This is a genomic window from Methylobacterium sp. DB0501 (assembly GCF_011043735.1).
Taxonomy (GTDB): domain Bacteria; phylum Pseudomonadota; class Alphaproteobacteria; order Rhizobiales; family Beijerinckiaceae; genus Methylobacterium; species Methylobacterium alsaeris.
Genome location: NZ_JAAKGV010000014.1, coordinates 59,226 through 80,219 on the forward strand (window position 1 = coordinate 59,226; position 20,994 = coordinate 80,219).

General features: G+C 69.5%; 14 protein-coding genes and 2 tRNA genes. 11 read left to right on the forward strand and 5 right to left on the reverse strand.

Annotated elements, in window-relative coordinates; genetic code table 11:
- Positions 1–4 precede the first annotated feature (4 nt).
- Positions 5–613 carry a glutathione S-transferase family protein gene (locus G4G93_RS20385; RefSeq protein ID WP_165086702.1) on the reverse strand — a complete coding sequence of 203 codons (609 nt, stop codon included), beginning with the start codon at positions 611–613 and terminating at the stop codon, positions 5–7.
- A 376-nt stretch (positions 614–989) separates the two neighbouring features.
- Complete coding sequence (gene gltB / locus G4G93_RS20390; protein WP_165086703.1) at positions 990–5,681, reverse strand: glutamate synthase large subunit; 4,692 nt, start codon at positions 5,679–5,681, stop codon at positions 990–992.
- A 704-nt stretch (positions 5,682–6,385) separates the two neighbouring features.
- Here gltB and G4G93_RS20395 point away from each other — a divergent pair.
- Positions 6,386–7,447, forward strand: coding sequence for a low specificity L-threonine aldolase (locus G4G93_RS20395; RefSeq protein ID WP_165086869.1), 1,062 nt, complete (start codon positions 6,386–6,388; stop codon positions 7,445–7,447).
- A gap of 231 nt (positions 7,448–7,678) precedes the next feature.
- On the opposite strand, the gene G4G93_RS20400 is transcribed toward G4G93_RS20395, so the two are convergent.
- Positions 7,679–8,311 carry a carboxymuconolactone decarboxylase family protein gene (locus G4G93_RS20400; RefSeq protein ID WP_165086704.1) on the reverse strand — a complete coding sequence of 211 codons (633 nt, stop codon included), beginning with the start codon at positions 8,309–8,311 and terminating at the stop codon, positions 7,679–7,681.
- Between the two features lie 219 nt (positions 8,312–8,530).
- Between G4G93_RS20400 and G4G93_RS20405 the strand changes: the two genes are divergently transcribed.
- The 6 genes from G4G93_RS20405 to G4G93_RS20430 all read left to right on the forward strand — a co-directional run bounded on the left by G4G93_RS20405 (position 8,531) and on the right by G4G93_RS20430 (position 15,245).
- On the forward strand, positions 8,531–9,556 hold the full coding sequence (locus G4G93_RS20405) for a hypothetical protein (protein WP_312892148.1): 1,026 nt from the start codon (positions 8,531–8,533) through the stop codon (positions 9,554–9,556).
- A gap of 358 nt (positions 9,557–9,914) precedes the next feature.
- Positions 9,915–11,129 carry an ABC transporter substrate-binding protein gene (locus tag G4G93_RS20410; RefSeq protein WP_165086707.1) on the forward strand — a complete coding sequence of 405 codons (1,215 nt, stop codon included), beginning with the start codon at positions 9,915–9,917 and terminating at the stop codon, positions 11,127–11,129.
- A gap of 74 nt (positions 11,130–11,203) precedes the next feature.
- A complete protein-coding gene (locus G4G93_RS20415; protein WP_165086709.1) occupies positions 11,204–12,076 on the forward strand; it encodes a branched-chain amino acid ABC transporter permease in 873 nt (290 codons plus the stop codon).
- 75 nt (positions 12,077–12,151) lie between these two features.
- Positions 12,152–14,206, forward strand: a complete 2,055-nt coding sequence (locus G4G93_RS20420; RefSeq protein WP_165086710.1) for an ABC transporter permease subunit — start codon at positions 12,152–12,154, stop codon at positions 14,204–14,206.
- 4 nt (positions 14,207–14,210) lie between these two features.
- Positions 14,211–14,933 (forward strand): ABC transporter ATP-binding protein, encoded by a 723-nt coding sequence (locus tag G4G93_RS20425; RefSeq protein WP_139034876.1) that lies wholly within the window; start codon positions 14,211–14,213, stop codon positions 14,931–14,933.
- A gap of 90 nt (positions 14,934–15,023) precedes the next feature.
- Entirely contained in the window at positions 15,024–15,245 is a 222-nt protein-coding gene (locus G4G93_RS20430; RefSeq protein ID WP_165086711.1) for a DUF333 domain-containing protein, read from the forward strand.
- A 151-nt stretch (positions 15,246–15,396) separates the two neighbouring features.
- On the opposite strand, the gene G4G93_RS20435 is transcribed toward G4G93_RS20430, so the two are convergent.
- Together G4G93_RS20435 and G4G93_RS20440 are read right to left on the reverse strand one after the other, a co-directional pair.
- Positions 15,397–16,749 (reverse strand): esterase-like activity of phytase family protein, encoded by a 1,353-nt coding sequence (locus G4G93_RS20435; protein WP_165086713.1) that lies wholly within the window; start codon positions 16,747–16,749, stop codon positions 15,397–15,399.
- Positions 16,750–16,874: 125 nt separating this feature from the next.
- The gene (locus G4G93_RS20440; RefSeq protein ID WP_165086714.1) at positions 16,875–18,560 is read right to left on the reverse strand and encodes a histidine kinase famiy protein; all 1,686 of its coding nucleotides are present in this window, start codon (positions 18,558–18,560) and stop codon (positions 16,875–16,877) included.
- Positions 18,561–18,800: 240 nt separating this feature from the next.
- Here G4G93_RS20440 and G4G93_RS20445 point away from each other — a divergent pair.
- The 4 genes from G4G93_RS20445 (at position 18,801) to G4G93_RS20460 (ending at position 20,847) form a co-directional block, all read left to right on the forward strand.
- Positions 18,801–18,877, forward strand: a tRNA-Pro gene (locus G4G93_RS20445).
- An 88-nt stretch (positions 18,878–18,965) separates the two neighbouring features.
- Positions 18,966–19,042: transfer RNA gene (locus G4G93_RS20450), tRNA-Pro, on the forward strand.
- 355 nt (positions 19,043–19,397) lie between these two features.
- Positions 19,398–19,889 carry a MucR family transcriptional regulator gene (locus G4G93_RS20455; protein WP_165086871.1) on the forward strand — a complete coding sequence of 164 codons (492 nt, stop codon included), beginning with the start codon at positions 19,398–19,400 and terminating at the stop codon, positions 19,887–19,889.
- A 115-nt stretch (positions 19,890–20,004) separates the two neighbouring features.
- Positions 20,005–20,847 (forward strand): class I SAM-dependent methyltransferase, encoded by an 843-nt coding sequence (locus G4G93_RS20460; protein WP_165086715.1) that lies wholly within the window; start codon positions 20,005–20,007, stop codon positions 20,845–20,847.
- Positions 20,848–20,994: the final 147 nt, after the last annotated feature.

Below are 20,994 nucleotides of genomic sequence, written 5' to 3' on the forward strand. Positions count from 1 at the left end.
GGTCTTAAGCGACCCCGGCGACGGTAGCGGATTCGGGGAGTGTGAAGACCTCCCCGCAACGGATGAGCCAGGCCCGGATGGCGGGCCGGCCCGAGAGATCGAATCCGCCCTCGTCGGCGAATTGCGTATAGGCGAACAAGGCGACGTCCGCGACGCTGACGGCGTCGCCGACGAACCACTCGGCGGCGGTCAAGTGTCGCTCCATCCGGTCGAGGACAGCCTCGCCCCCGGTGACTTTCTTCGGGTCGCGGGTTTCGGCCGGCTCGCCCTTGTAGCGCATGTGGAAACGGCAGACCGCGATGGTCGGCTCGTGGCTGTACTGCTCCCAGAACAGCCACTCGTCGATCCTGGCCTGTATCCAGGGATCGTCCGGCAGCAGGGTGGAACCCCGGGCGAGGTACCGGATGATGGCGTTCGACTGGGCGAGGCAGCGCCCGTCCGGGAACTCGACCCCCGGCACCTGCCCGGCGGGGAAGCGGGCGAGGAAGTCGGGCGTGCGGCTCTCACCCCGCATGATATCGATCGGGATCCACTCATAGGCGAGCCTGAGGTGATCGGCGACGTACCGCACCTTCAGGCAGTTGCCCGACATTATGTCGCCGTAGACCTTCACCGCGGAATCTCCGTGCGTCTCCGATCGTTCGTTAAAGCGCCACCTCAACCCTCCCCCCTGCGGCAGGGCTGCCCAGGAAAAGAAGTGGCGCGGGTTCTCTCCTCTCCCCGCGGGCGGGGAGAGGGCTGCTGACCCCTTGCCGGGTCAGCAGCAAGCCCGTGCAGCGAACCATAGGTTCGCCGCGAGGGTGAGGGGGTGTTTCCGGAGGAGCCTTATCCGTCGATACCCCCTCACCCTCGCTCCGGCTGCGCCTCCGCTTGCTACGGACCCGACAAGGGGTCCGTAGCCCTCTCCCCGCCCGCGGGGAGAGGGGAAGCCCGCGCCTTTCTTTTCCCGGCACCCTCCCCCCGCAGAGGGGGGAGGGTTCAGGTCGGCGTTACTCCGCCGCCACCGGCATCCGGGCCCGCTCCATCTCGCGCAGGGCCCGCCGGTACTCGACCGGCATCACCTTCACGAACTTGGTGCGGTAGGTCTCCCAGTTGTCGATGATCGCCTTGGCGCGCACCGAGCCGGTATATTTCAGGTGGTTGTTGATGAGCCCGACCAGGCGTGCCTCGTCGTGGCCCGACATGTCGGCCAGGATGTCGATGCGCCCCTTGGTCTCCAGGTCGCCGTCCTGGTGGAAGCGGCGCATGAACTCGTCCTCCTCCTCGACCGGCTCGAGATCGACCATCGACAGGTTGCAGCGCTTGGCGAACGACCCGTCCTCGTCGAGCACATAGGCGATGCCGCCCGACATGCCGGCCGCGAAGTTGCGCCCGGTCTCGCCGATCGACACGACGACGCCGCCGGTCATGTACTCGCAGCCGTGGTCGCCCATGCCCTCGACCACCGCGATGGCGCCCGAGTTGCGCACCGCGAAGCGCTCGCCGGCCGCGCCGCGGATATAGGCCTCGCCGGCGATCGCGCCGTAGAGCACCGTGTTGCCGACCATGATGGTGCGGTCCGACGGCGAGCCGAGCGCATCCGAGGGCCGGATGATCAGCTTGCCGCCCGACAGGCCCTTGCCGACATAGTCGTTGGCGTGGCCGGTCAGGCTGAGCGTCACGCCGGCGGCGAGCCAGGCGCCGAAGCTCTGGCCGGCGGTGCCGGTGAGCTTCACCGTCAGGGTGTCGTCCGGCAGCCCCTCGTGACCGTGAGCCTTGGCGACCATGCCCGACAGCATCGCGCCCGCGGCCCGGTCGGAGTTGCGGATCGTGTCCTCGACGGTCACCGCCACGCCGGTCTCGATCGCGTCGCCGACAGCGGCGATGAGCCGCCGGTCGAGAACCTGGTCGATCGGGTGCTTCTGGCTCTCGACGTGACGGAGCGCGACCGTCTCCGGCACGTCCGGCTTGTGGAACAGCCGGGTGAAGTCGAGGCCCTTGGCCTTCCAGTGCGAGATCGCCGCGAGCTTGTCGAGATATTCCGAGCGTCCGATCAGCTCGTCGAGCCTGGTGACGCCGAGAGACGCCATCAGCTCGCGCACCTCTTCCGCCACGAAGAAGAAGTAGTTGATGACGTGCTCGGGCGTGCCCTTGAAGCGCTTGCGCAACACCGGATCCTGGGTCGCGACGCCGACCGGGCAGGTGTTGAGGTGGCACTTGCGCATCATGATGCAGCCGGCCGCGATTAGGGGCGCGGTCGAGAAGCCGAACTGGTCGGCGCCCAGCAGCGCCGCGATCAGCACGTCCCGGCCGGTGCGGATGCCGCCATCGGCCTGGAGCGCCACCCGGCCGCGCAGGTGGTTGAGCACCAGGGTCTGCTGGGTCTCGGCCAGCCCGATCTCCCACGGCCCGCCGGCATGCTTGATCGAGGTCAGCGGCGCCGCGCCGGTGCCGCCGTCGAACCCCGAGATGGTGATGTGGTCGGCGCGCGCCTTGGCGACGCCGGCCGCCACCGTGCCGACGCCGACCTCCGCCACCAGCTTGACCGAGACGTCGGCCGCCGGGTTGACGTTCTTGAGGTCGAAGATCAGCTGGGCCAGATCCTCGATCGAGTAGATGTCGTGGTGCGGCGGCGGCGAGATCAGGCCGACGCCCGGGGTCGAGTGGCGGACCTTGGCGATCTTGGCATCGACCTTGTGGCCGGGCAGCTGGCCGCCCTCGCCGGGCTTGGCTCCCTGCGCCACCTTGATCTGCATCATGTCGGCGTTGACGAGGTAGTCCGTCGTGACGCCGAAGCGGCCCGAGGCCACCTGCTTGATCGCCGAGCGGCGCGAACGGCCGTCCGGCAGCGGCCGGAAGCGCTCGCGCTCCTCGCCGCCCTCGCCCGAGTTCGAGCGGCCGCCGAAGGAGTTGACGGCGATCGCCAGGGTCTCGTGCGCCTCCTTGGAGATCGAGCCGTAGGACATCGCCCCGGTGGCGAAGCGCTTGACGATCTCGGCCGCCGGCTCGACCGCATCGATCTCGACCGGCGCCCGGCCGATCTCCGCCGCGCTCTTGATCCGGAACAGGCCGCGGATCGTCTTGAGGTGGTTCTCCTGCTCGTTCACCATCTTGGCGAAGGCCCGGTAGCGCTCCGGCAGGTTGAGCCGGACCGCGTGCTGGAGCGTCGCGACCGTGTCGGGCGTCCAGGTATGGGCCTCGCCGCGCAGGCGGTAGGCGTATTCGCCGCCGACATCGAGGGCGGTGCGGTAGACCGGCGAATCGCCGAAGGCGTCGCGGTGGCGGCGCACCGTCTCCTCGGCGACCTCGGCCATGCCGATGCCTTCGATGGTCGTGGCGGTGCCGAAGAAGTCGCGCTCGACGAAGGCCGAGTTCAACCCGATCGCGTCGAAGATCTGCGCGCCGCAATAGGACTGGTAGGTCGAGATGCCCATCTTGGACATCACCTTGAGCAGACCCTTGTCGATCGACTTGATGTAGCGATAGACGATCTCGTCGTCCGACAGCTCGGGCGGCAGCTCGTCCTTCATCGCGATCAGCGTCTCGAAGGCGAGGTAGGGGTTGATCGCCTCGGCGCCGTAGCCGGCCAGGCACGCGAAGTGGTGCACCTCGCGCGGCTCACCGGATTCGATCACGAGCCCGACCGAGGTGCGCAGCCCCTTGCGGATCAGGTAGTTGTGCACCGCGGCGGTGGCCAGCAGGGCCGGAATCGGGATCCGGTCCGGGCCGACGGCGCGATCCGAGAGCACGATGATGTTGTAGCCGCCGCGCACCGCCGCCTCGGCGCGGTCGCAGAGGCGGTCGAGGGCGCCCTCCATCGCCTGCGCGCCGGTCTCGGCCGCGTAGGTGATGTCGAGGGTCTTGGTGTCGAAACGGTCCTCGAAATGGCCGATGCAGCGGATCTTCTCCAGGTCCGCATTGGTCAGGATCGGCTGGCGCACCTCGAGGCGCTTCTTGCGCGAGGTGCCCTCCAGATCGAGGATGTTCGGCCGCGGCCCGATGAACGAGACGAGGCTCATCACGGCCTCCTCGCGGATCGGGTCGATCGGCGGGTTCGTCACCTGCGCGAAGTTCTGCTTGAAGTAGGTGTAGAGCAGCTTGGGCTTGTCGGAGAGCGCCGAGAGCGGCGTGTCCGTGCCCATCGAGCCGACCGCCTCCTGGCCGGTCACGGCCATCGGCTGCATCAGGAGCTTCAGATCTTCCTGGGTGTAGCCGAAAGCCTGCTGGCGGTCGAGCAGCGACACGTCGGTGCGCGACTCGCGCGGCTGTACCGGGCGCAAGTCCTCGAGCACGATCTGGGTGCGCTTCAGCCACTCCTTGTAGGGATGGGCGGCGGCGAGCTCGCTCTTGATCTCCTCGTTGGAGACGATGCGGCCCTTCTCGAGGTCGATGAGCAGCATCCGGCCCGGCTGGAGGCGCCAGGACGAGACGATCTTCTCGTCCGGAATCGGCAGCACGCCCATCTCGGAGGCGAGCACGACGAGGCCGTCGTCGGTGACGAGGTAGCGGGCGGGGCGCAGGCCGTTGCGGTCGAGGGTGGCGCCGATCTGGCGGCCGTCGGTGAAGCAGAGCGCGGCCGGGCCGTCCCACGGCTCCATCAGGGCGGCGTGGTACTCGTAGAAGGCGCGCTGCTCCTCGCTCATCAGCGGGTTGCCGGCCCAGGCCTCGGGCACCAGCATCATCATCGCGTGGGCGAGCGGGTAGCCGCCCTGGACGAGGAATTCCAGCGCGTTGTCGAAGCAGGCGGTGTCGGACTGGCCCTCGTAGGAGATCGGCCAGAGCTTCGAGATGTCGTTGCCGAACAGCTCCGAATCGACGCTGGCCTGGCGCGCCGCCATCCAGTTCACGTTGCCGCGCAGCGTGTTGATCTCGCCGTTATGCGCGATCATCCGGTAGGGGTGCGACAGGCGCCAGGTCGGGAAGGTGTTGGTGGCGAAGCGCTGGTGCACCAGCGCCAGGGCCGAGACGAAGCGCTCGTCCTTCAGGTCGAGGTAGTAGTGGCCGAGCTGGTTCACCAGCACCATGCCCTTGTAGACGATGGTGCGCGAGGACAGCGAGACCGGGTAGAACTCCTTCAGCCGCGCGTCCTTGAGGGTGTAGACGGCGTTCGAGATCACCTTGCGGACGAGGAACAGCCGGCGCTCGAAGGCGTCCTGGTCGGCGCTGGAGGCCGGGCGGCCGATGAACACCTGGCGGTGGCGCGGCTCGCTCAGCCGAACGCTCTCGCCGAGGTCGCTCGGGTCGACCGGCACGTCGCGCCAGCCGAGCAGGCTCAGGCCCTCGTCGGCGATCGCCTTCTCGACGATCTTCTCGACGAGCTTGAAGCCCTCCTCGTCCCGCGGCATGTAGAGCTGGCCGACGCCGTAATGCCCGGCCTCCGGCAGGCTGATGCCGAGGCGCTCGGCCTCCGCCGCGAAAAAGCCGTGCGGGACCTGCACCAGGATGCCGCAGCCGTCGCCCATCTTCGGGTCGGCACCGACCGCGCCGCGATGGTCGAGGTTCTCCAGGATCTGCAGGCCCTGCTGGACGATGGCGTGGGTCTGGCGGTTGTGCATGTCGGCGATGAAGCCGACGCCGCAGGCATCCTTCTCGTTGCCCGGGTTGTAGAGGCCCTGGCGCGCCGGCAGGGCCGGGTCGCGCACGACGAGGGCGGGGACCGCCTGCCCGCGGGAGGGGTGCTGGGACTGGTCCGTGCCGCTCATGGTCTGGTCTCCCAAGGTCCGGTCTTCGTGTCGAGGCGCGCCGGCGCGCTCGCGAATGGTCGAAAAGGGCCGGACGCGCCGGCCGGGAAAGGGCCGCCCGCCTCCGGGACAGGCGCGCCTGCCTCAGCGGCAGGCTATCCCACCGTCACGGGCGGGCGAAGTGGCGCGGACAGCCGCAGGGCGCCGCGGGCGGGCTTGGCCGAGGGCACGGCCGCCGCCTTATCGTTCTTTAGCCGCGGGAGGGTCGGTCGCGTCTCGCGAAGGGAGCGCCCGCACCTCGCGAGCGCCCGGCAGGCTTGTACTCAGCCCGCGTGCGCCCGCACCGCCCGAATGGCGGCGCGTTTGGTATCTCGTTTGGCCGTCGTGCAAGCCACAAGCCAGCGCCCTTGCGACCCGGGGGCGCGGAGCCCGGCCGGGAAAATGGGACAGCGGTACTGTCCTAACTCGGGGAACCTGCCAGATTTCAACCGGTCCAGCAAGAGGCCATTCCGTCCACCCTTGTGCTTTTCTTGCGTTTCGTCACCGCGACCCGCAACGAAATGCCGAATCCGGCGATGACCGCGCATCTTTCCCCCGCGCTGGCCGGGAGATGATCGCCAGGGTGTGACGACCAGGACATGACGGGCATGAGCGGCAGCGCCTCGTCCCGGCCGTTCCGGCCCGGCATGATGACCGCGAGCACGATCGAGGGAGCCCAGGGACTGATGAACTTCGCGAGCGACAACGTGGTGGGCGCGAGCGCCCCGGTCCTCGAGGCGATCGTGCGCCACAACGGCGGCGCGATGCCGGCCTACGGCGCCGACCCGCTGACGCTCGGGCTGACCCCGCGCTTCCGGGCGCTGTTCGAGCACGCCGACCTCGCGGTGTTCCCGGTCGCCACCGGGACCGCGGCGAACGCGCTCGCGCTGTCCGTGATGGTGCCGCCCTTCGGTCTGTGCCTCTGCCACGAGGAGGCGCACGTGATGGAGGACGAGTGCGGCGCGCCGGAATTCTACACCCACGGCGCCAAGCTGCACGGCCTGCCCGGCCCCGGCGGCAAGATCGCCGCGGACACCCTCGACGCCTTCCTCGGCGGCCTGACCCGCCACGTGAAGCAGATGCCGCCCCGCGCGCTCACCCTGTCGCAGCTCACGGAGAGCGGGCAGGTCTACACGGTGGACGAGATCGCGCGTTTGAGCCGGATCGCCCACGCCCACGGCCTCGCCGTCCACATGGACGGCGCACGCTTCGCCAACGCCCTCTCGGCGCTCGGGTGCTCGCCCGCCGAGATGACCTGGCGCGCCGGCATCGACATCCTGTCCTTCGGGGCGAGCAAGAACGGGGCGCTCGCCGCGGAAGCCATCCTGGTCTTTCGCTCCGACCTCGCCGAGACGCTGGAATTCCGCCGCAAGCGCGCCGGCCATATCCTGTCGAAGGGCCGCTTCCTCGCCGCCCAGCTCGACGCCTACCTCGCCGACGACCATTGGCTGGCGAATGCCGCGCATGCCAACCGCATGGCGGCGCGGCTCGCGGCGGGCCTGTCGGAGATCCCCGGCATGCGCCTGGCCTGGCCGGTCCGGGGCAACGAACTCTTCCCGATCCTGCCCGCCGGCCTCGACGAGGCCCTGCGCCGGGGCGGCGCGGTCTATTACGACTGGGCGAGCCGGAGCCTTCCGGCCGGCGAGGCTGTGCGGGAGGGCGAGCGGATGATCCGGCTCATCACCGCCTTCTCGACCACCGAGGCGGAGGTGGAGGAGTTTCTGGGGTTGGCGCGGCGGGCCTCGTGAGAGCTGCCAACCCGTGAGTCGTGCCAAAAAGAACGATCCCGACACCCTCCCCGTCATCCCGGGGGCGCGCAGCGGAACCCGGGATCCATATCCGCTGACGATACAGGATGAAGCGGATCGGGATACGCCTCGTTTTGCGCCTTTGGCGGTGATGGATCCCGGGTTCTCGCCTTCGGCGAGCCCCGGGATGACATGGAGGCTATGAATTCTCTGGGTTTATGCCCGAAAAATCTATTCCGGCAGACGCGGCAGCGGCGTCCCGTCCTTCGGCAGCGGGTAGCGGGCGACGTTCAGCTCCATCGCCAGGAACGTGTAGTATCCGCTCACCGCCGTCAGATCGACGATGCCCGGCTTGCCGAACAGCTTCTCCGCCCGCGCGAAGGTCGCATCGGAGACGCGCTTGTTCTGGAGCAGCTCGGCCGTGAAGTCGTACGCCGTCTCCTGATCCTCCGGCAGGCCGGTCGGGCGGCGGCCGTCGCGGATCGCCGCGATCGTCTCAGGCGCGATGCCGACCTTGCGGGCGATCGGGGCGTGGACGTACCACTCGTAATCCTGCGTCCAATGACGGGCGTTCACCAGGATGACCAGTTCCGAGAGCGTCGTGCCGATCTTCGGCTTGTAGCGCAGGTAATCGCCCATCGAGCGCGCCAGGGTCATCACGTCCGGCGAGTACATCAGCGGCTCGAACGGCCCGAAGACCGGGGTCTTGCGGGCGGCCTCGAACGCCTCCGCCGCCTGCTTCTGCTCCGGGCTGTACTGGGCGGGCGGGATCGTCGGCAGCCTGTCCTCGGCCAAGGCAGCGCACGGCACGAGGGCAGCGCAGGGCAAGAGGGCGAGGAGAAGGGTGGGCAACAGGCGCGACATGAACATCCTCCGGGACGGGCGAAGGCCCGTCCGTCAGTTCTTACCCGAAAGGCGATGCTCATGACGGCCGCGCTCCCGCAATCCCGCCTCAATCCCACGGTTAACAGAATCTTGTCCGAGCACGAGGGGAATGCGGGGCCGCACGAGCCCGGCACGACCCCGAAAACAAGGGAATGCGGGACGATGACTGCAAAGCCGTCGAAGACGGGACCGCGGTCCGTGACGGGCGCGGCCCTGCTGGCTGCGCTCGCCGCCACGTTGCTGGCGGGGGCGCCCGCGCGGGCGCAAGGCTACCGCCAGGATTACCGTCAAGAATATCAGATCGGCATCGAGGACGAGAACGACGCGATCCTGCCGCCCCGGGCAGTGCTCTTCCGCCTCGGCCGGGCCGGCTTCACGGGCATGAGCCATCCGCGCTTCGACGGCGAGACCTACCGGGTCGAGGCCGACAGCCCGTGGGGCAACCGGGTCCAGCTCGTCGTCGATGCCCGCACCGGCCGCATCCTCGACCGCGAGCGCCTGGAGGCGCCGCTGATTCCCCCCGGCACGATTCCCGGCGGCCGTCGTCCCGGCTACGGCTGGACCGAGGCCGACGTGCGCCCGCCGGCGCCCCGCGACGACATGTTCCGCGAGCGCGGCCCGCGGGGTGATTTCCGCGAGAGCGGTCCGCGCGACGGCGCCTATGCCCCCGTGCCGCTCCCCCGGGCCGAGCCGCTGCCGCCGGTGGGCGAGCGTCCGGAAGAGCGCCGCGTCGCCGCCCGCCCGCTGCCGCAGACGGCGCCGCAGCAGGCGGTCCCCGGCCAGGCGGTCCCCGGGATGGAGCCCCCCTCCCCGGCCGTCCGCGCCGCGCCGACCCCGCGCGGCGCCGGGCCGAACCCGCTCGGCCTCAACCCCGACAGTCCCGCCGCCCGCAACGGTGCCGCATCGCGCCGCGAGACCACGCCCGAGGGTGCCAGGCACGAGGGCGTGAAGCCCGAGGCGCCGCGCCGGACCGCCGCCCGGACGAAGCCGCAAGAGAAGCCGCAAGAGAAGATCGAGACGCCTGCGGCCCTCGTGCCGCCGCTGGCGCCGAAGGCCGAGCCGGCGCGCAAGGAGCAACCGGCCAAGGCGGCCGAGGCCACGCCCGCGAAGGCCCCGGAGGCCAAGGACGGCGGCTGGAAGACCCCGCCCGACGGCAACCGCCCCGTGCGAGTGATCGGCGGCATCACCCAGGTGCCCGGCAAGGACGAGCCGGCGAAGGATTGACGGGGGCACGGGGCGACGCAACGCTCCCCCGATCGCGAAAGCCTTCCGGCGGATCCGATACCGTCACGGGAGCATCCCGGGGACCGCCGAATCCGAGCCCGGGATACCCCCGCGAGGGGGAACGCCCGGCGTAGATCGACTTTCCGGCGGAATCGACTTGCCAATGAAATCGACTTGCCGGCAGGATCGAGTCGCCGGCTGACCCGGTCAGCGTCGCGGCACCCTGGCTCGGGCGCCAGCCCGCTTTCTAGATCGAAAGACGCGCTCGACAAGCGCTGCCAATCTCGGTTCTATCCGGCACCCCGATACCCGGCCGCCTGGGTCGGCACGGCAAGAAACGGTCCCCGGAGGAATCCTGATGCGCTCATCCCTGACCGCTCTCGCGGCGGCGCTCGCCTGCGCGACCGCCTTTGCGGTCCCGGCCCTGGCGGCCGACCCGATCAAGATCGGCGTGACCGGCCCCTATACCGGCGGCTCCTCCTCGATGGGCGTGTCGATGCGCGACGGCGTGCGGCTCGCCGCCGAAGAGATCAACAAGAATGGCGGCGTGCTCGGGCGCCAGCTCCAGCTCGTGGAGCGCGACGACGAGGCCAAGAACGAGGTCGGCGCCCAGGTCGCCCAGGAATTGATCAACAAGGAGAAGGTGGTCGCCACCCTCGGCTTCATCAACACCGGCGTGGCGCTCGCCGCCCAGCGCTTCTACCAGGAAGCCGAGATCCCGGTAATCAACAACGTCGCCACCGGCACGATCATCACCAACCAGTTCAATCCGCCGGATTACGACAACAACTACGTCTTCCGCAACTCGGCCTACGACGTGCTGCAGGCCGGCATGATGGCCGACGAGGCGATCGCGCAGGGATTCAAGAAGATCGCGATCCTGGCCGATTCGACCAATTACGGCCAGCTCGGCCGCGAGGACCTCGAGAAGTACCTCAAGGCGAAGGGCGTGAAGCCGGTCGCGGTAGAGAAGTTCAACATCAAGGACGTCGACATGACGCCCCAGCTGCTGAAGTCGCAGGCGGCGGGCGCGGACGTGATCCTGGCCTACGGCATCGGCCCGGAACTGGCTCAGATCACCAACGGCATGGCCAAGCTCGGCTGGAAGGTGCCGATGATCACCTCGTGGCCGGCCTCGATGCAGAGCTTCATCGACATCGCCGGCACGAACGGCAACGGCGTGATCATGCCCCAGACCTTCATCGAGGATAAGACGCTGCCCAAGCGCAAGTCCTTCCTCGACGGCTACTACGCCACCTTCAAGGTCAACAAGATCCCGACCCCGGTGGCGGGCGCTCAAGGGTATGATTCGGTCTACCTGCTGGCGGCCGCGATCAAGCAGGCCGGCACCACCGACGGGCCGAAGGTGCGCGCCGCGCTCGAGGACCTGAACACCAAGGTCGAGGGCGTGGTCACCACCTACGACAAGCCGTTCACGCCCAAGGACCACAACGCCATCAGCCGCAACATGGTGGTGTTCGGCAAGGTCCAGGACGGCAAGATCGTCTACGCCAAGGACGAGGACGCCAAGAACGCCGGCGTCGTCCGTGTCAAGGAAAAGGCCTCGAACTGAGGCTGTCACCGGGCCCCGCGCACGAGATGCGGGGCCCGCCCGTCGAGACGAGCCCTCCCCCCGAGCTTATCCCCATGCAGATCTTCCTTCAGCTCGTGGCGAGCGGCGTCGCCGTCGGCATGATCTACGCCGCGATCGCGTTCGGCTACCAGCTCACCTTCGCCACCTCGAAGACCCTGAATTTCGGCCAGGGCGAGGCCCTGATGCTCGGCGCCCTGTTCGGCCTGACGCTGGTGCCGTTCACCGGCTACTGGCTGATGCTGCCGCTGGTCCTGGTCTTCGGCTTCGCGCTCGGCGCCGTGGTCGAACGCCTCGGCGTGCGCCCGGCGGTGAAGATCAAGTCCGAGTACGGGTGGATCATGGCCACCATCGCGCTCGGGATCATCTTCAAGAACGTCGCCGAGAACATCTGGGGCCGCGACGACCTCAAGTTCCCCTCGCCGCTGCCGGAAGAGGCGCTGACCTTCGGCGGCGTCCGGATCCTGCCGATGGAGCTGATGATCGTCGCCGGCGCGCTCCTGATGATGCTCGCCGTCGAATTGTTCAACCGCCGCTCGATCTGGGGCAAGGCGGTGGTGGCGACCTCGAACGACATCGACGCCGCCGGCCTGATGGGCATCAACACCCAGAAGGTCATCACCCTGTCCTACTCGATCAGCGCCATGACCGCCGCCTTCGCGGGCGTGCTCGTCGCCCCGGTCACGCTGACCGGCGCCACGATGGGTTCGGTGCTGGCGCTCAAGGCCTTCGCGGTCGCCATCATCGGCGGCCTCGAATCCGGCCTCGGCGTCATTGTCGGCGGGCTGATCCTCGGCGTCGCCGAGACGCTGACCGGCTTCTACATCTCGACCGGCTACAAGGACGTGCCCGGCCTGATCCTGCTGCTTGCCGTGCTGGCGGTGCGCCCGGTCGGCCTGTTCGGCAAGGCCGTGATCAAGAAGGTCTGATTCTTTCGCCCGCGCCGCTCCCGGATCGCGGGAGCGGCCTCGTCGCTCCCGCTTCTTCCAGGGTTCCTCACGATCATGGCGCAGTCCGCCTCCGCGCCGGCGCTGGCCCGGCAAACCGCCCCGCCGGTCCCGAAAGCCGGGCTCGGCCGCTTCGTCGGCCTCCTCGGGGCCGTGGCCCTCGTCGTCTTCCTGGCGGCCTTCCCGCACGTCGTCACCAGCCAGTACTACATCCACCTGCTGGTGGTGATCGCGATCTACGCGATCCTGATCCTCGGCCTCGACATCGTGGTCGGGTATACCGGCCAGGTCTCGCTGGGCCATGCCGGGCTGTTCGGCATCGGCGCCTACGCGGCGGCCGTGCTGTTCCTCAAGTTCAAGCTCGGGCTGTGGGTCGGGCTCGTCGCCGGCATCGGCGTCACCGCCGCCTTCGGGCTGCTGCTGGCGATTCCGGCGCTCCGGGTCAGCGGGCCCTACCTCGCGATGGTGACGCTCGCCTTCGGCACCATCATCCAGATCTTCATCAACGAGATGACCGATCTGACCAACGGCCCGCTCGGCATCACCCTGCCGCCGGCCCGCGTCCTCGACTTCTCGCTGATCGGCATGCAGGCGCCCTGGGGCGCGGCGGGTCGCAAGCTCGAATTCTACTACCTCGTCTGCGCCTGCCTGCTCGCCACCATCCTGGTGGTCAACCGGGTGGTGCGCTCGCCCTTCGGCCGTGCCTTCGAGGCCCTGCGCGATTCGCCGATCGCCTGCGACTGCATGGGCGTCAGCGTCTACCGCTACAAGGTCTACGCCTTCGTCATCTCGGCGGCGCTCGCGGGCCTTGCCGGGGCTTTGTTCGCGTGGTCGGAACGCTACGTCGCGCCGAACTCCTACGGCTTCGAGCTGACGGTCCTGTTCCTGCTCGCCGTCACCATGGGCGGGCGCAAGTCGCGCTCCGGACCGCTGATCGGCGCCGCCATCATCGTGATGATGCCGAACATCCTGGCCGATATCGGCTTGGTGCGGATCATGGCCGGCATCATCGCCGCGCTCGCCGTCGTCGTGGTCGGCCTCGCCTTCCTGCGCCGCCAGGACAACCGGATGACCCTGCTCATCCCGGGCGCCCTCTGCCTCGCCTTCTTCCCGGCGACGCTCGCCATGGACTCGGTGACGGATTTCCGTCTCACCGTCTTCGGCCTGATGATCCTGTTCGTGGTCTATTACCTGCCGGACGGCATCGTCGGCTTCCTGCGCGAGAAGCTGCCCTTCCTGCGCCCACACCATACCGGCGCCACCCAGGAACTCGCGGCCTCCGGCGAGGCGCTGATCCGCCAGGGCGGCCGCTCCGGCGCCGATCCGCTGCTCAAGGTCGAGCGGGCGGTGATGCAGTTCGGCGGCCTCAAGGCCCTCAACGAGGTCGATCTCGCCGTGCGGCCGGGCACGATCCACGGGCTGATCGGCCCGAACGGCTCGGGCAAGAGCACGATGATGAACGTGCTCACCGGCATCTACAAGCCGACCGCCGGCAGCGTCTCGCTCGCCACCGGTGCCGACGCCGCCAAGCGCCTGGACGGCCGCACGCCGTCCGAGATCGCCCTGTCGGGCGTCGCCCGCACCTTCCAGAACGTCCAGCTCTTCCGCGAGATGACGGCCCTGGAGAACGTGCTGGTCGGCCTGCACCACAGCTTCCACGGCACCTTGTTCGACGCGATTCTCGGCACCCCGCGGCGCCGGCGCGAGGAACGAGAGGCGCGGGCCCGCGCCATGGCGATCCTGGACTTCGTGGGCCTCGGCCCGCTGGCCCAGATCGAGGCGCGCAACCTGCCTTACGGCAAGCAGCGCCTCCTCGAGATCGGCCGCGCGCTCGCCCTCGACCCCGTCCTGCTCCTCCTCGACGAGCCGGCCGCGGGCCTCACCGCCCCGGACATCGCCGAACTCACCCTCATCATCCGCAAGATCCGCGACGCCGGCATCACGGTGATCCTGATCGAGCACCACATGGACGTGGTGATGGGGCTGTGCGACCGCGTCAGCGTGCTCGATTTCGGCCACAAGATCGCCGAGGGCGGCGCCCGCGAGGTCCAGTCCGACCCCAAGGTCATCGAAGCCTATCTCGGCAGCCCGGTTGCCGACGCCGCGGAGTAGAGAGATGCTCGATGTCAGCGGCCTGTCGGCCGGCTACGGCCAGATCGAGGTCCTGCACGGCCTCACCTTCACGGTGCCGAAGGGCCAGGTCGTCACCCTGATCGGCTCCAACGGGGCCGGCAAGACCACCACGATGCGGGCGCTGTCGGGCATGATCAAGCCGCGCGCCGGCTCGATCAAGCTCAACGGCCGCGAGATCGGCGGCCTGGAGAGCCACGACGTCGCCCGCACCGGGCTTGCCCACTCGCCCGAGGGGCGGCGGGTCTTCCCGACCCTCTCGGTCGAGGACAACCTGACGCTCGGCGCCTTCCCGCGCCTCACCGGTTCGCGGCCGAAGGGCGACGTCAACGCCGACCGGGAGCGGGCCTACACCCTGTTCCCGCGCCTGCGCGAGCGGCGCACCCAGCTCGCCGGCACGCTGTCGGGTGGCGAGCAGCAGATGCTCGCCATGGGCCGGGCCCTGATGCTGCGCCCGGAGATCCTGCTCCTCGACGAGCCCTCGATGGGCCTCGCCCCGAAGCTGGTGGAGGAGGTGTTCCGCATCATCCGCCGGCTCAAGGAGGAGCAGGTGACGATGCTCTTGGTCGAGCAGTTCGCCATGGCGGCGCTCGGGGTGGCCGACCACGCCTATGTGCTGGAGAACGGCCGCATCCGCTTCCAGGGCCCGGCGGCGCAGCTGCGCAACGATCCGCAGGTGCGGGCGGCGTATCTGGGCGGAGGGCACTGAGTCTGCCTGACCGGCGGGGTGCCCTCGCGCCACCGCCGGTTCACCGCCCTCGGTTCGTCATGCGTCGGAGACGGGATCGGGAAACAAGCCGTGAAATCGTTGCTTGCCGTCGCCGCGCTACTCACCGTCGCCCCAGCCATCCCGCCGGCGCGGGCCCTCGGGAACCCGGCCTCGGCGCATTGCACCTCGGTCGGCGGGCGCCTCGAGATCCGGAAAGGGCCTCAGGGCGAAGCCGGCTATTGCCACCTACCGGACGGGCGCGTGGTCGAGGAGTGGCAGCTGTTTCGCGAGGCGAGCCAGGCGAGACGCTGAAAGAACGTCCGCTTCTCTCGCGGTCGTGAAGCCCTCCATCGTCATTCCGGGCTCCGCTGCACGGCTCCGGAACGACGCGGTGGATGTCAGGTCTGCCGGGCGCCGGTCGAAAAACGCACGTGGCCGGAACCCGGAAGCGGAGCCCCGCCCGCTACTTCGCCTTTAGGAACTCCCCCACCTCCAGCAGCACGAACTCGTTGTCGTCGACCTTGTGCGGGTCGCGGCTCGCCGAGAACGGCAGGTTGTTGTCGTTGCCGACGATGATGTGGGTATCGTCGACCTTATCGACGTTCTCGATGGTCAAGAACGGCATGGCGAGCGCGCCGTCGGTGAGCGGCTTGCGCGCCTTCTTGCCGGGGTCGGCGATGCGCATCAGGTCGATGAAGCCGATCTTGCGCACCGGGCCGCCCTGGTTGGCGTCGGTCATCTCGATCTTATAGACGCGTTTGAACTTCGCCGGGACCGAGAAGCAGCCGGGCCCCTTCCGGCCCGCCGGGCAGGCCTGGTCGGCGGTGCCCTCGCCGTCGTCGCGCTCGATGACCAGGCCGGTCGTGCCGTCGATCAGGTTGAAGTCGCCGATGGCGTTGCCGGCCTGCTCGAGCGGGTAGAGCCAGGAACGGCCGGTCCACTTTTCCGCCTTGGTGTCGAATTCGAGGATGCGGAGCACGTCCCGTCCGTCATGCTTCTCGAACGCCTTCGCCTCGGCGTTCCAGAGCGGGCCTTCGAGCAGGGCGTAGAGCCGGCTGCCGTCCGCTGAGGCCGCCATGCCCTCGAAGCCCTTCGAGCGGCGAGAATCGAACGCCACCGTGCCGCCGGGCATCGCCGGAGTGGTCACCGCCGGGTTGTCGGGGGAGCGGACCGGCTTGTCCGATGCGAGGGTGTCGAAGACCGCCTCGACCTTGCCGGTACGGTCGGCCTTGATCAGGAAGGGGCCGAACTCGTCGCCGATCCAGATCGTGTCGCCGACGAACTGGAAGCTCTCGGGATCGAAATCGCTGCCGGTGAGGTACCGGCTGTCGGTCGCCTCGTTGACGATGCGGAACGGCACCTTCTTGTCGGGATCGCGCAGGAAGATCGTCTCCAGCCGCTCGACGCGGCCCGTCTCGAAGTCGATCCGGTAATGGTTGAGGTAGAGCATCGAATCGGGCGAGTTCGCCTTGGTGCCGAAGCCGTTGTCGGTCAGCACCCAGTAGGTCCCGTCCGGCCCGTGCTTGATGCCGGAATAGCCCTGGAGCGGCTGTCCCTTGAGCGGCAGCCTCACATTGGTGGCGCGCCCCATCGACTGCGCCTCGACGGTGCCGACCGCCTCGACCCGCCGGCCGGTGGTGAACTTGCCCGGGGTGGCGAGATCCTTCGGCGCGTCGGCCGGCAGCGGCACGACGCTTTCGGCCGGCAACACGGCATGGCCGGCGAGCGTGGCGGGGAAGGCCTGCGGCTCCTGTGCCAGGGCGACGGCGCTGCCCGAGAGCAGGAGCGAGAGAGCGAAGAGGGGACGGCGCGGCATGGGATCCTCGGCGGATGGGCGCGGCCGTTCTTGCGCATGCCCCATGTCAGCCCGGTGACGACGTCAACCAGGTGGACGACGCCGGGCGGGTCCCGGGGCACGCCGCCGTCGGGCTCGCCCCCGCCTCAGCCGTGATGAGGATCGCCCGGGGCCGGCATGGCCTTCACGCCGCGATCGAGGGCGGCGCGGATCCGGTCGGCGAGCTCGGCCTTGCGGTAGGGCTTGCCGAGCACGTCCATGGTCGGGGCGGTCGGCCCTTCCGCCACCAGATCCTCGTTGTAGCCGGTGGTCAGCAGAACCGGCAGGTTCGGCCGCAAGGCTTGCGCCCGCTCGGCCAGGATCAGGCCGTTGACGCTGCCCGGCATCACGATGTCGGAGAACAGGAGGTCGATCCGCTCGCCGTTCTCCAGAATGCTCAAGGCCTCGGTCCCGTCGCGGGCCGACAGCACGTGGTAGCCGAGGCTCTGGAGGTATTCGCGGGCGAGCGCGCGGACGTCGTCGCTGTCCTCGACCAGCAGCACGGTCTCGTCGCCGCGCCGTAGGATCGCCCTCGGCTCGGCGGGCTCCTCCTCGACGGTCGCGCCGGAGCCGGCGGGGAACAGCATCGTGATGGTGGTGCCGCCTTGCCCGGTCTCGCCCTGGTTGGCCTGTCTCGGCCGGCTCTCGATCTCGAGCCGGCCGCGGGATTGCTGCACGAAGCCGTGCGCCATGGCGAGGCCGAGGCCGGTGCCCTTGCCGGGGCCCTTGGTCGAGAAGAACGGCTCGGTCGCCCGCTCGGCGACGTGGGCCGGCATGCCCTCGCCCTCGTCGCGGACCCGGAGCGCCACGTAATCGCCGGGCGGCAGGTTGCGGGCCCGTCCGTTGCCGTTCAGGTGCACGGAGGCGGTCGAGATCGTCACCGTGCCGCCCGCTGGCATCGCGTCGCGGGCGTTGATGAGCACGTTGAGCAGCGCCATCTCGAGGTTGGTGCGGTCGAGGGTGACCGCCGGCAGCCGCGGCGTCAGGTCGAGGCGCACCGAGACGGTGCTGCCGAGCGTGCTCTCCGCCACCTCGGCGAGGTTGAGCACCAGGGCGTTGAGGTTGAGCGAGCGCGGCTCGAGCCGCGCCTTGCGGGCGAAGGACAGGAGCTGCTTCGTCAGCTTGGCGCCGCGCTCGGCAGCGCCGGCCGCGTTGGCGAGCTGTCGCTGCGCCCGCTCGCCGGTGACGGAGCTGCGCGCCAGTTCGAGGTTGCCGGTGACGACCTGCAGCAGGTTGTTGAAGTCGTGGGCGAGGCCGGCGGTGAGCTGGCCGATCGCCTCCATCTTCTGCGCCTGGCGGAAGGCCTGCTCCGACACCCGCCGCCGGGTCACGTCGAGCTGCGAGGCGAAGAAGTAGACGATCTCGCCTGCCGAGTCGAAGACCGGGCCGATGAAGATGCCGTTCCAGAACGGCGAACCGTCGCGCTTGTAGTTGAGGATCTCGGTCGCGATCGCCCGGCGCTCCGCGACCGCCTGGCGCAGCTCGGCCACGGTCTCGCGGCTGGTCTCCGGCCCCTGCAGGAAGCGGCAGTTGCGGCCAACCAGTTCGGATTGGGCGTAGCCGGTGAGATCCTGGAACGCCCGGTTGGCGAACGCGATCGGATTGTCGGGCTGGCGCGGATCCGTCAGGATCATCGGCATCCGGGTCATCTCGATCGCAGCGAAGAACACGCTGCCGCGGTCGTCGAGACCCGGCTCGCGGATCACCGCCGATTTCAGATGCGCGTAGGACGGGGCCTCCGCGGCGTGGTGGGCTCCCGGATCCGGCGATCCGGCCTTGTCGTCGTCGCTCACACCGCCACCCGGCTCACCATCCGCCACCCCGCCGGTGCCGTCCAATTCCGTGGCGCGACAATGGGGTGCGGGACGGGAACGCGCAAGGCCTCCTCCCCTCCCCTGCGGCAGGGTCGCTGCCGGAACGCCGCGAGCCGTAAAAGGCCGCCGCGCAAGAAACTCGGCCATCCGCCACGAACGGCCTTGCGGCCCCCGGAAGCCCTCGCTATAAGCCCCCTCGTCGGCCACGGGCCGGCCGTTCGGAGTGTAGCGCAGTCTGGTAGCGCACCACGTTCGGGACGTGGGGGTCGCAGGTTCAAATCCTGCCACTCCGACCAGCGCTCTCACGAGCCCTGTGTCATCCCGAGACTAAGCGGCATCTGCGAAGATGTTGTGACAAGACGAAGCGAGTGCCTTCGGGCGCGTCGGAGTGTAGCGCAGTCTGGTAGCGCACCACGTTCGGGACGTGGGGGTCGCAGGTTCAAATCCTGCCACTCCGACCATTCTTCCGCCGCCGGGCGGATCATCGCATCGCAGATCGCCACAGTTTATCCCCAGGAACCATCGTGCCCGGGCTGGTGCCGCGCTTCCGCGCCGGCGGCCGCCATCGGTCGTTGCCTCGTGGCCGGAACCGGCCCGCGACGGACGTCGTTCCGCAGAGCGCCGGCCCCGTCCGAACGGCTGGTCTACGCCGAAGAGCGTAGCCCCTTTCGTAATCATAAGTTAGTCACGCACCCCACTCGTTGATTGACGAACAGCGGCTACGTCCACAGGCTTAACCTCTGTGAACGCTCAGTCTGTTTGACGTTTGACCCTCGCCATGTATTCCTTCGAGATGAATAAAAACGGGGTGGGATGATGAACGTCGAGGAGAACGGCTCTGGTGACCGCGTGGTCGATCTTTGTGCCACCATCATCACGGCCTACGTGTCGAACAACGCGGTACCGCCGAACGAATTGCCGCCGATGATCGGCGCCATCCACTCGACGCTGACCCAGCTGATGGCCCCGCCGGCCCCCGAGGCGCCGAAACCCGAGCCGCCGATCCCGATCCGCCGGACGGTCACGCCCGATCACATCATCAGCCTCGAAGACGGCAAGCCCTACAAGACGCTCAAGCGCCACCTCGCCGGCCGCGGCCTCACGCCCGACCAGTATCGCGAGAAGTGGGGCCTGCCGCGCGACTACCCGATGGTGGCGTCCAACTACGCCTCGCAGCGCTCGGAACTCGCCAAGAACAGCGGGCTCGGCCGGCGCCGCCTGCGCGGGGCCGAGGGGGGCGACGATGGCGCGCCGGCGGCCGCACCGGCTGCGCGGCGCGGGCGGCCCAAGGGGAGCCGGACCCAGTAAGCCGGGCGGTTCTCGAGCCGGGGGGCCTCGAACGGGAAGGTTCTTGCGCCGGCGACGCCCCGGGTTACCATCGCCGGATGACCGTCGCGCGGTCGCGACGATGGAAGGCGAGCCGATGCCGGAGCCGATCTCCCAGGTGGATTACTGGAACGGCGACGTCGGCGAGCGCTGGGCCGCCATGCAGGCGGAGCTCGACCGCGTCTTCGTGCCGCTCACCGACGCGCTGCTCGCCGGAGCCGGGCTCCGCCCCGGCGAGCGGGTGCTCGACATCGGCTGCGGCTGCGGCGAGACCGCCCTGCTGGCGGCCGGGCGGACCGGCCCCTCCGGCGCGGTCGCGGCGCTCGACGTGTCGCGGCCGATGCTGGCCCGGGCCCGCGCCCGGGCGAGCCAGGACGATCGAACCGCCTGCGCCCCGATCGCCTGGATCGAGGCGGATGCCCAGACCCATGCCTTCGCGCCGGACCACGACGTCGCCCTGTCGCGCTTCGGGGTGATGTTCTTCGAGGATTCGCGTCAGGCCTTCGCCAACATCCGGCGGGGCTTGCGGCCGGGCGGCCGCCTCGCCGCCCTGTGCTGGCGCGCCCTGCCGGAGAATGCCTGGGTGAACGTGGCACGCAACGCGGTACTGGGCGTGGTGCCGGAGCCCGAGCCGTCGCCTCCGGGCGCGCCCGGGCCGTTCCGCTTCGCCGACGGGGCGGCCTTGGTGGAACTCCTGGCACGAGCCGGCTTCGCCCAGGCCGGCGTGACGCCGGTCGATCGCGCGATCGAGATCGGCGACGACGCCGAGGCCGCGACGCGGTTCGCCGTCACGGTCGGGCCGGTCTCCGGGCTGCTGCGCGACCTCGACGCGGCGATGCGGGAGCGCGCCGTGGCGGCCGTGCGGGCCGCGATGCCGGAGGGCGGGCCGGTCCGCCTCGCCGCCGCCTGCTGGCTCGTCACCGCGGTCAATCCCGGCTGAGACGTTCACGCCTCAATCCTGACATGCTGGCGCCGGAGAGACGGGCGAGGGATCCCGGCCGATGGAACCCGCCGCCCCTGGGGATGCGGATCCCTCCGGCCGTTGATTTCCCTGCATGAGCCACGCATGGTCGCGGCGGCGCGGCAC

Excerpts from the sequence above, each read along its gene's own strand:
- G4G93_RS20435 (WP_165086713.1), bottom strand. The coding sequence starts at position 16,749 with ATGCCGCGCCGTCCCCTCTTCGCTCTCTCGCTCCTGCTCTCGGGCAGC.
- G4G93_RS20395 (WP_165086869.1), top strand. The coding sequence starts at position 6,386 with ATGAACTTCGCGAGCGACAACGTGGTGGGCGCGAGCGCCCCGGTCCTC.
- G4G93_RS20460 (WP_165086715.1), top strand. The coding sequence starts at position 20,005 with ATGCCGGAGCCGATCTCCCAGGTGGATTACTGGAACGGCGACGTCGGC.
- G4G93_RS20425 (WP_139034876.1), top strand. The coding sequence starts at position 14,211 with ATGCTCGATGTCAGCGGCCTGTCGGCCGGCTACGGCCAGATCGAGGTC.
- G4G93_RS20420 (WP_165086710.1), top strand. The coding sequence starts at position 12,152 with ATGGCGCAGTCCGCCTCCGCGCCGGCGCTGGCCCGGCAAACCGCCCCG.
- G4G93_RS20400 (WP_165086704.1), bottom strand. The coding sequence starts at position 8,311 with ATGTCGCGCCTGTTGCCCACCCTTCTCCTCGCCCTCTTGCCCTGCGCT.
- G4G93_RS20455 (WP_165086871.1), top strand. The coding sequence starts at position 19,398 with ATGAACGTCGAGGAGAACGGCTCTGGTGACCGCGTGGTCGATCTTTGT.
- G4G93_RS20415 (WP_165086709.1), top strand. The coding sequence starts at position 11,204 with ATGCAGATCTTCCTTCAGCTCGTGGCGAGCGGCGTCGCCGTCGGCATG.
- gltB (WP_165086703.1), bottom strand. The coding sequence starts at position 5,681 with ATGAGCGGCACGGACCAGTCCCAGCACCCCTCCCGCGGGCAGGCGGTC.
- G4G93_RS20410 (WP_165086707.1), top strand. The coding sequence starts at position 9,915 with ATGCGCTCATCCCTGACCGCTCTCGCGGCGGCGCTCGCCTGCGCGACC.